Below are 9,372 nucleotides of genomic sequence, written 5' to 3' on the forward strand. Positions count from 1 at the left end.
GGTCGGCACCCCCGAAGCCTAGGGCCCGGTTTGCACCCCCACGCGCCCGAGCGTCGTGGTCAGTACAATCGCCACAAAAGCGAACACCACCATGCCCGCCGCCAGCAGGTGGGCGGTGTTCCAGTCAAGCCGCTCCACATTGTCATAGATAGCAATGGACAAAACCTTGGTCTGCCCGGGAATATTGCCCCCGATCATCAGCACAACCCCGAATTCCCCCACCGTATGGGCAAAGCTGAGCACCGCTCCTGAAACAAAGCCGGGCCGCGCCAACGGCAGCGCCACCCGCCAGAAGCGCTGCCAGGGACTGGCGCCCAAGCACAGCGCCGATTCCAGCGGCTCGCTGCCGATCGCGGCAAAGGCCCCGCGCAAAGGTGCAATCATAAACGGCAGCGACGACAACACCGACCCGATCACCAGCCCGGTAAACGAAAAGGCGAGCGTCCGCCCACCCCAAAGCGCGGCGAGGCTCCCACCCGGCCCATTGGGGCCGAGCGCCAGCAACAGATAAAATCCGAGGACGGTCGGGGGCAGCACCAGCGGCAGGGTCAAGAGCGCCGCCACGGGCTCCACCCAGCGCTGGCGGCTGCGCGCCAGCCACCAGGCTATGGGCGTGCCGGCAACCAGGAGGATGGCGGTTGTCAACGTCGCCAGCGCCAGGCTCAACCCAACGGGTTGCAGGATGTCAGCCAGGTTCATCGCCTCCGTTGGGCAAAAGGTGATGTCGGGCAGCGGCGAATTTCCAGCGCTATACCCTTAGGGGAGCATTGATGGCTCGCCCCAACAGCGTGACACAGACGCCACCTTGTCTCCTCGCCGCAGTGCTCTTGGGACTTTCAAGAGAGTGCATAAGACCCCAGCAGCAGTTCTCAGTTCCTGAATCACGGGTAGCAAGTTTGCAATTCAACTGAACAAAAGCTGCTGTCTCCATCCAGTCCTATTCAGCCTCTAAAGACCCGAAAGCGATATCGGCGTTAAGCGCTCCAGGACTACGCCGACAAACTCGGGGTCGACCCGTTCCTTGAATGTGCCGCCCCGCTCGCGGGCAACAAATGAGCGCACTTTATCAACCTGGACGACGCCCGTCGTCTCCGTTCCAGCTCCCAATACATTGACGGCGAACCCGACCGCCGCTATCGGCGCGAAAAAAAGCGCATGATCGGGCCTACAAGGCACGGGGCGTCCGGTTTGTGGATCCGAGCGCCAAAAGCGGACTGTCGGATTACCACCCCCCGTTGGTCATTTTCTCAGTTGCGGTCATGGGCTTCTACGGGCCTTCAGACTCACCGACAAAATCGGGTCGCTCCTCATAGAGAGGCGACATAGATCAACATGACCGACAGTAAGGAGCTTGGTCATGGAACTGGAAAACAAGAACATCATCATCACCGGTGCCAGCAGTGGCATAGGAGCCGCGGCAGCACGGCTTTTTGCCCAGGAGGGAGCCAACGTCATCCTTGGCGCACGTCGACAGCATGAACTGACAGTGCTGGCCGACGAGATCAACCAGGGTAATGGTGGACGCGCTGTTCTCCTGTGCGGCGATGTTTCCGACGCCTCGTACGCCTCGTCGATGGTCAAGCTCGCCGAGCGGGAGTTTGGCGGGCTTGACGGAGCCTTCAACAATGCAGGAATCGTGGGCGATATGACGCCAATTGCTGCCATGACCATCGAGAACTGGAACTCGGTCGTTGCTGTCAATCTGACATCGGCGTTCCACGCCGCGCAGGCTCAAATACCCGCACTGCAAAAACGTGGCGGCGGTGCGATCGTATTTACCTCGTCATTTGTCGGCTTCAGCAATGGCGGCATGCCGGGCATGAGCGCCTATGCGGCGACCAAAGCCGGAATGAACGGCTTGGTTCAGTCTTTGGCGGCAGAACACGCAGCTGAAGGCATTCGCGTCAACGCGCTGTTGCCAGGCGGCACCGTCACTGCCGCAGGAGGCGAAGGCAACGATGAGGTGCTCGCGTTTGTTTCGGGACTTCATCCAATCAAGCGCATGGCTCAGCCGAAGGAAATTGCTCAGGCGGCCCTGTTCATGCTCTCAGACCGAGCAGGCTTCATGACTGGTACGCCAATGGTAGTGGACGGCGGCATGTCTGTTCGTCTTCTATAGACAACCTGCACATGTCCGCTTCGTGGTATGGCGAACTTCGGAGCGGACGGGCAGCAGCCCACCCCAAAAGAGGGAGGCCGGTCCGGTCTCCAGACAGGATGCCGCTCTCATCGGCGCAGGTGCGTGGCTGCGGGATCGTCATCGCAAATGTGCAAGCGAACCTCCACCAGCATGCTTCCGGAAAAACGAAACTGCTCCGCCAAATGGATGGTCCCGGCAGAACCGGCCAGACCTGCACGAATGGTGGCAAACACGATATCCCCGTCACCGTAGACGCCAAGCAGCTCAAAGCGGTCGAAGTCATAGAACGCCCGCACCGCGGGGTAGAACTTCTGAAACTCACCCAAGCCCCGATATGTCCCCCCAAAAGGCAGGGATGCTGGTTCATGCATGACGAGGTCGTCGTCGAAGCGACCGGGGTAGTCCTCGAGGCGCCTCTTTGCTCCGACCATTTCCCGGATGAACGCCTTGTTCTCGTCGGCTAAGCTCATATGTCAGCACTCCCGATTGCCGCCATTCTGGCGGCTGTGTCGGCAAACTGAGTGAAGCGGCGGGCACGAACAAGTACGCACAAGTTCGGCTGCGAGTACCATTCTTGAAAGTAATGCGATGCGTTGGAAGCGGTCTGAGCAGAGAACGGGATGCCCGATAGAGGCAACACTTTCCGTTGTGGGCGGCGTGTGGAAACCCCTGATTTTCTATGCACTGCTGAGTGGACGGCGGCTTGGCGAACTTCACCAACTGGTTCCCGGATCGACGGCGAAGATGCTCACGCTGCAGCTGCGAGAGTTGGAGGCGGACGGCGTCGTCGTCAGGACCGTCTTCGCCGAAGTTCCCCCCAGGGTCGAATACGAACTAAGCCCGCTGGGGCATTCCCTGGCGCCCGTCCTCGCCGGGCTGCATGAATGGGGGATCCTTTACCGCCGGCAATTGCAGCCCCCTGTGCAGTAGTGTTCATCTGCCACCATCTGGTCGCCCCTGGTGCGGCTGGTCGGCGTGTTGGGCTTGTGTCGGCACGGCAATGAGCTGCACCAGCGCTGCAGGCAGTGACAGGAAAGTGCGCCTGAGCATTATGCCCTCCACTTGCCTGATGAACGACTATCGGTGTCGTGAGCTGATCTTGCGCGCCATGACGCCCTCGAAGCGAGAGTCAGCATCCTGCCCGGTCCATGCACCGCGGCCAACAGAAAGCCGGCCATGAAGGTGAGATGGTTGATAAAAAACCCCATTTGCACCGGGTTCCCCTGCCAAGAGGGAGGCCCGTAGAATGCAAAGCCGAGGAACAGAACATAAAGGGCCGCAAACGCCGCCGCCTCCCGGAAAAAGGCACCTGTCAAGAAAGCGAGGACAAGACCAAGCTCGAACAGGGTGGCGGCCCACGCGAAGACGTGTGGGAAGGGAAAGCCGATTGAGCCAATAGCTGCGGCGGTGTTGTCTATGGCGGTGACTTTGAAGATCACGGCGATCAAGAACGCCGCGGCGAAGATCAATCTGGCCGCAAGGACTGCGAGTGTGCTGATCATGGGGGGCCTCCAAATTGATGGCTAGGGCTTGCCTCTGCATGACGATCGAGCCACCTCGCTTTCGACAGGCGAGAACATTGCCATCTCGGTGGCGCTACGCCGCCGTGCGCGCGTATACGGCGTGGACGATCCCGGAGCCGAGTTGTTTGAGGTCCCGAAGGTCAAATCGGGCGGCGTAGCCGCCAGGAAACAGGCGCGTGCCGCGACCAAGAACAATCGGATAGAGCAGCACATGCACCTGATCGACCAGGCCATGCGGCAGCAGCGAGTGCACCAGCCCCGCGCTGCCATAGACAAGGATATCGCCGCCATCGTCGTCCTTGAGCTTGCGCACTTGTCCGGCCACGTCACCGGACAACACGGCAGTGTTGTTCCAGTCCGCCCGTTGCAGGGTATTGGATGCGACGTATTTCGGCATCGCATTGAGCTTTTTGGCGAAACCGGCCGGATCATTGATGGTCGGCCAGACCGCAGCGAAGCCCTCATAGGTCGTGCGACCCATCAGCGTGATATCTGCATCCCAGAGTTCCTGATGGATGAGCTCATCGCCCTCGGGGCCACGACTGAAAGATCCCACCCAGTTCCCGAGGCCGGAATTCTCCATTCCGACCGGGTCCTGGATGACGCCATCCAGCGAAACATAGGCACTCACGACCAGCTTTCGCGACATCTGCTATCCTCCATTGGTATGTTTACTCGGTGACTGGCATTCGGCCGCCGACCGGACCCGTATCGGGTCTAGGATACTCGAGTTGCATAGCGACGATGTCGCTCGTGCCTTCGCCGTAGCGCCTGCCGATATCAATCAGGGTTTGGTCCAAGGCGACGGCCACCGGCTTGCCCGGAAACACCGAAACGGTGTCGTCAGCGGGCCATTCCGGTGCCGCAATGTCCGCCTGGATGCGGATGCCGCCAAGACTGAGGATTTCCCCTGCTTCGGCAAAGGTGACGGCACGCGACCGATAGGTCCGCGACCAGGCGTCAGCGACCATGGCGAGGGAAAGTTCGTCTATGCCGGGCTCAAGGGCGATCCCCAGCTTGTCCCGGTTCCAGAAGGCCAACGTGTTGCCGAGCACCCGGCTTGCGAACTCGCGGGTGAACCTGAACGCACCGCTGGCATGCCGGGCATCCCAATGCTCCATACCGAGTCTGTGCGCAACCTCTTCGGCCCTGGTCCGCCCGGCGATGGCTTCGATCAGCGTCAGCATCATCGGCATGGATGCGGAGATGCCGGTTGTTGTTACGATGTTGCCGTCCATCACCATGCGCCGATTGGGGACGTATTTAATGTCGGGATGCAACTTCAGCAGGTCGCGCAGGAAGTACCAGTGGGTGGCGGCGTGCTTGCCGTCCAGCAAGCCAGCAGCCGCGACGACCTTAGCACCGGCGCATACGCCGATGATGGTTGCACCTTTGCGGGACTGCTCCTGCAGCCACGCGACCACCGTCGGGTCATCGTCCCGGCTCATCGCCGGTACGATGACATAGTCCGCGCCGTGCGGAAGTCTGGCGTCAAACTCGACAACGGTCTCGTCCGGTTGCACGGTAAGGGCCGGATACAGCTGCACTGGTCCTGCGGCCGCCGCCAGCATGACTACGTCAGCGACATCGGCACGTCGCAGAACGCCCGTCGGATAGATGTAGTCGGTGACCTCGGTGGCATCGTTGAGGCCGATGACTGCGATTGTCGGTCGACCAGGGTGAGCCGGCCGGAGCGCGTTCAGCAATGCCTGCTCCTCGGTGGTAGACGGAGGAGCAGGCGTGAGCGATGCCGTCGGCGGCAGGCTCCATAGCCAGGCGCCAAAGCCGACCATGCCGGCAACCAACATTCCTGCAAATACTGCGGCAACCAACTTTACCACGGGTCATCCCCAAATAACTTGGCTCTTCCTAATCGTGCGGACGGACTGGTAGAAGGTCCAATTCTGTCAGAAACAACCAGACCAGTTGGTGGACGGATGCTGCATATCGATCTGGTTGGCCGCGACGATCTGAGTGGGGAAATCTACCGCCAGACGAGGCGTGCAATCATCAGCAACATACTGCGTCCCGGGGATGCTTTGCCGGCAACTCGTGAACTGGCCCGGACCCTCAGCGTTGCCCGGGCAACGGTTGTGATTGCCTATGAGCGATTGGCGGCGGACGGCTTCATTGAATCGCGGCAAGGCGCAGGTACGTTTGTGAGAGCTTCGGTGCAAGCGTCGGCGTGGCAGCCCCAGGAGGCCGGTCGTCAGGTTCTCGCTCCGCGTCCGATATGGGATGCCATTCCCTTGCCCACGGCCTTCGACCGGGCGGCATTGTTCGACTTCAGGACGGGAATTCCCGATGTTTCGCTATTTCCGCATAGGCATTGGCGCAAGCTGATCCTGGGCGCGCTGCGTGAAATCGAGAAGACTGGCAGCGGCATCTATCCCTCGCCGGCAGGCCACCCGGGGCTTCGAACTTCGATTGCGCGGCATGTTGGTGTTTCGCGCGGTATCGCCTCAGCGGCCGAGGATGTCGTCATCACCAGCGGAACGCAGCAGGCGATCGATCTCGTGGCACGTGTTCTGCTTTCGCCAGGCGACCGGGTAGCCATTGAAGATCCATGTTACGAAGCGTCGCGCCGCGCATTCGAGGGCGCCGGAGCCCGCATTGTTGGCGTGCCGGTGGACGAAGGCGGTCTGATGGTCGACGCGCTACCGGGTGACGTCAAAGCCGTATATGTGACCCCTTCCCACCAATATCCGCTGACCGTCACCATGGCACTGGATCGGCGCCGGGCCTTGCTTGACTGGGCAAGCCGCAACAATGCGGCGGTCATCGAAGATGACTACGAAGGGGAGTTCCGCTTCGAAGGTCGGCCACTCGAAGCATTGCAGACGCTGGATGTTACGGGTCGGGTGATCTATATAGGCTCGTTCTCGAAAACCCTGTTGCCGACGCTGCGGTTGGGCTTTGTCATCGTGCCCAGCAACCTCCGTTCGGTAATGCAAAAGGCCAAGTACGTCAGCGATTGGACCGCATCGACGCTTGAGCAGGCAGCGCTCTCCCGTTTGATCGACGACGGCGGCTTCGTTCGGCATCTCAGGCGGGCACGAAGGATTTATTCGGCGCGCCATCAGCTTGTAGTGCACACGATAACCAGTGACTTTGCCGGCCATCTCAAGCCCATGCCTTCAACAACCGGCCTGCATATCGCTGCAATGGCGAGCAAGGCATCCGTCGACGAGCTCACCGCAGTCGCTGCACGCGCCTCCAGCTTGGGCGTCGAGGTCAACCGCGTGTCGTCGTTCGCCGTCGGAAGTACCGCCCGGGCCGGCCTCATGTTTGGTTATGGAGGCATCACCATCGAGCGGATCGAAGAAGGATTACGCCGGCTTCGCACCTGCTTCTGAAGCTTAAGCTAGTTCGCTCGCCTCGCCAGTCACCTTAATCTGCAATGCAAAGCGGCCGCTTGTTCTTCTGACATTGGCCCCTAGAGGCGCCTGCGTGTTGGGCAAAGTGAAGAATTGCCGGAGAATGCGCGGCTATCTGAGCCTTACCGGCTATGGGTCCGAAAGCTCGGCATCACTTTCGCCTCGTGGAATTGGACTGGTTGATTAGGTTGAAACTGGTACTTCAACCAGTCCTCGCACGCCAATAGCCTATCGTCCGCGCGTTATCATCAACAAGGGGCGTAGCTGCATGGCCACGACCTTGGCGGTACGAGTGCCGTAACGGTTTTTGATGTCGGCCAGCGTGGTCACGCACATACCGGTCCACCATTGCTGCCAGGTCGGGAATGATGCGGATACCGTTACTGTCGAGTACGGCTGGAATGGGGAATGACGTTTCAAACCGCAAGCCTTTCGTTGAGTGGCTCATGTGTTGGGCCCGTACAGGTCAACCCGGTGTCATACGGAGGAGGATTGCAGTGTCGGCACGATCTCAGATCATAGCATTGAATGCCGGGCTTATAGACGTATTTGCCGACCGTCCGTTGACCGGCAACCCCTTAGCCCTTGTCGAGGGCGCGGATGACCTCACGGAAGCAGAGATGCGTGACATCGCGCGTGAGTTTAACCAGTCGGAGACGACGTTCTTGATGCGGAGTGAGCGAGCAGACCTAAATCTCAGGTCGTTTACCGCAGCCGGTTCCGAGGTCGTGGGCGCGGGCCACAATGCGCTTGGTGCGTGGCTGTGGCTTGCCGAACACGGAAAGCTAGGAGAGCTTTCGTCACCTTTGAGATGTTAGCAGGAGATCGGCGAGGAGGTTCTGCCGATTGAACTTTGCAATGTTGAAGGGCGGCTCTTCGGACGCATGAAGCAATCAGCGCTCCAGCTAGGTACCGACTTGGCGGACGGTCGGGGACTTGCTGCAGCATTGGGATTGGTAGAGGACGATGTCGGCACGCAGCCTAGACCTATTGCGGCAAGTACAGGCGAGTCGCATCTGCTTGTCTATCTCCGAGACGCGTCGGCCGTGGATAGGGCGGAGCCCTCGACCAAGGAACTGCTCGGGGTGCTGGCAAGTGTCGGCGCCGAGGGATGTTACGTTTACGCGCTGAACCTTAGCCAACCGATCCAGGTCTACGCGCGGTTCTTCAATCCCACAGTGGGCCTTTGGGAAGATGCCGCCACCGGAACCGCTGCGGGTCCTCTTGCTGCCTATCTTGCCCATGAAGGCGTGGTCTCCAGGACCGTGGAAATAGAGCAGGGGGACCAAGATGGGGAGGCGGAGCATCCTGAAGGTAGACTTGACGCCCGAACCGGAACTCTCGGGCGCAGGGGTGGTCGTAATGCCAACCATACTTGCCGTTTGACCGCAGCTTTATCAGCGGGCGAGGCGCAGCCACTTGAGGAAACGGAACTCGATTTGGAGTTCTCCACCCCCCAATCAGGGCGCCTTGCCGACGATGAAAGGAAACCAGCAATGAAGCTCACAACTACCACAATGCTTACCCTCGACGGTGTCATGCAGGGACTAGGCGGCGGTGACGAAGATCGGCGCGATGGCTTCGAGCGGGGAGGGTGGGCCGCTCCCCTGTTCGACGCGGAGGCTGCTGACGCCCTTGGTCAGATCTACGGTCGCGCAGGCGCGTTCCTGTTTGGCCGTTGGACCTACGAGGTCTTTGCCGGTGGTCTGCCCCCACAGAAGTGGTCCTTTTTGAAGTATGGGAAGCTCCCATTTGGAAAGGATATGCAGATGCCCAGGAAACGGCCTACGGCTGAAGAGATTGTCGCCAAGCTTCGTCAGGTTGACGTGCTGACTTCGGAGGGGAAGACGGTGGCGGAAGCTGTCCGGGCGATAGCGGTTACGGAAGTCTCGTATTATCGCTGGCGCAAGGAGTATGGTGGCCTCAAGGGCGACCAGGTGAAGCGGCTTAAAGAGCTCGAGGCCGAGAATGCGCGGTTGCGCCGGGCCGTATCGGACCTGACCCTGGACAAGATGGTGCTGGCCGAGGCCGCCCGGGGAAACTTCTAAGCCCCGCTCGCCGCCGTGCTTGTGTGGATCATGTTGTTGCCCGGTTTGGCATCTCGCAGCGGCGAGCCTGCCGGGTTCTGGGCCAGCATCGATCCACCCAGCGCACGGCTCCCCAAACCCGCGACGATGAAGCGGCTCTGACCGCCGACATCATCGAGCTTGCCACCCAGTATGGCCGGTATGGCTATCGTCGGATCACGGCGATGTTGCATCGCGCTGGATGGGTGGTGAACCACAAGCGGGTGGAGCGGATCTGGCGGCGAGAGGGGCTCAAGGTTCCACCA

General features: G+C 60.4%; 9 protein-coding genes and 2 pseudogenes. 6 read left to right on the top strand and 5 right to left on the bottom strand.

The window, feature by feature from the left end; genetic code table 11:
* Nucleotides 1-18: 18 nt before the first annotated feature.
* Nucleotides 19-699: a molybdate ABC transporter permease subunit gene (gene modB, locus AC3YOG_RS19825; RefSeq protein ID WP_489936343.1), complete on the bottom strand. Its 681-nt coding sequence runs from the start codon at nucleotides 697-699 to the stop codon at nucleotides 19-21.
* A gap of 658 nt (nucleotides 700-1,357) precedes the next feature.
* On the opposite strand from modB, the gene AC3YOG_RS19830 reads away from it, so the two are divergent.
* Entirely contained in the window at nucleotides 1,358-2,119 is a 762-nt protein-coding gene (locus AC3YOG_RS19830; RefSeq protein ID WP_489936344.1) for an SDR family oxidoreductase, read from the top strand.
* A 107-nt stretch (nucleotides 2,120-2,226) separates the two neighbouring features.
* On the opposite strand, the gene AC3YOG_RS19835 is transcribed toward AC3YOG_RS19830, so the two are convergent.
* Nucleotides 2,227-2,610, bottom strand: coding sequence for a nuclear transport factor 2-like protein (locus AC3YOG_RS19835; protein ID WP_489936345.1), 384 nt, complete (start codon nucleotides 2,608-2,610; stop codon nucleotides 2,227-2,229).
* Between the two features lie 118 nt (nucleotides 2,611-2,728).
* On the opposite strand from AC3YOG_RS19835, the gene AC3YOG_RS19840 reads away from it, so the two are divergent.
* A complete protein-coding gene (locus AC3YOG_RS19840) occupies nucleotides 2,729-3,070 on the top strand; it encodes a winged helix-turn-helix transcriptional regulator (RefSeq protein WP_489936346.1) in 342 nt (113 codons plus the stop codon).
* Between the two features lie 119 nt (nucleotides 3,071-3,189).
* Here AC3YOG_RS19840 and AC3YOG_RS19845 read toward each other — a convergent pair whose 3' ends face one another.
* The 3 genes from AC3YOG_RS19845 to AC3YOG_RS19855 all read right to left on the bottom strand — a co-directional run bounded on the left by AC3YOG_RS19845 (nucleotide 3,190) and on the right by AC3YOG_RS19855 (nucleotide 5,471).
* A complete protein-coding gene (locus AC3YOG_RS19845; protein WP_489936347.1) occupies nucleotides 3,190-3,642 on the bottom strand; it encodes a DoxX family protein in 453 nt (150 codons plus the stop codon).
* Between the two features lie 94 nt (nucleotides 3,643-3,736).
* Nucleotides 3,737-4,312, bottom strand: coding sequence for a dihydrofolate reductase family protein (locus AC3YOG_RS19850; protein ID WP_489936348.1), 576 nt, complete (start codon nucleotides 4,310-4,312; stop codon nucleotides 3,737-3,739).
* Between the two features lie 22 nt (nucleotides 4,313-4,334).
* Entirely contained in the window at nucleotides 4,335-5,471 is a 1,137-nt protein-coding gene (locus tag AC3YOG_RS19855; RefSeq protein WP_489936358.1) for a DJ-1/PfpI family protein, read from the bottom strand.
* A 129-nt stretch (nucleotides 5,472-5,600) separates the two neighbouring features.
* On the opposite strand from AC3YOG_RS19855, the gene pdxR reads away from it, so the two are divergent.
* From pdxR to AC3YOG_RS19875, 4 genes and pseudogenes are all read left to right on the top strand, one after another.
* The gene (gene pdxR / locus AC3YOG_RS19860; protein ID WP_489936349.1) at nucleotides 5,601-7,019 is read left to right on the top strand and encodes a MocR-like pyridoxine biosynthesis transcription factor PdxR; all 1,419 of its coding nucleotides are present in this window, start codon (nucleotides 5,601-5,603) and stop codon (nucleotides 7,017-7,019) included.
* A gap of 467 nt (nucleotides 7,020-7,486) precedes the next feature.
* Complete coding sequence (locus AC3YOG_RS19865) at nucleotides 7,487-7,858, top strand: PhzF family phenazine biosynthesis protein (RefSeq protein ID WP_489936359.1); 372 nt, start codon at nucleotides 7,487-7,489, stop codon at nucleotides 7,856-7,858.
* Between the two features lie 66 nt (nucleotides 7,859-7,924).
* Nucleotides 7,925-8,269, top strand: a pseudogene (locus tag AC3YOG_RS19870) (PhzF family phenazine biosynthesis protein); the annotation flags it as partial.
* 540 nt (nucleotides 8,270-8,809) lie between these two features.
* A pseudogene (locus AC3YOG_RS19875) lies at nucleotides 8,810-9,372 on the top strand (IS3 family transposase); the annotation flags it as partial.

This window comes from Devosia sp. Z6_126, from assembly GCF_058133495.1.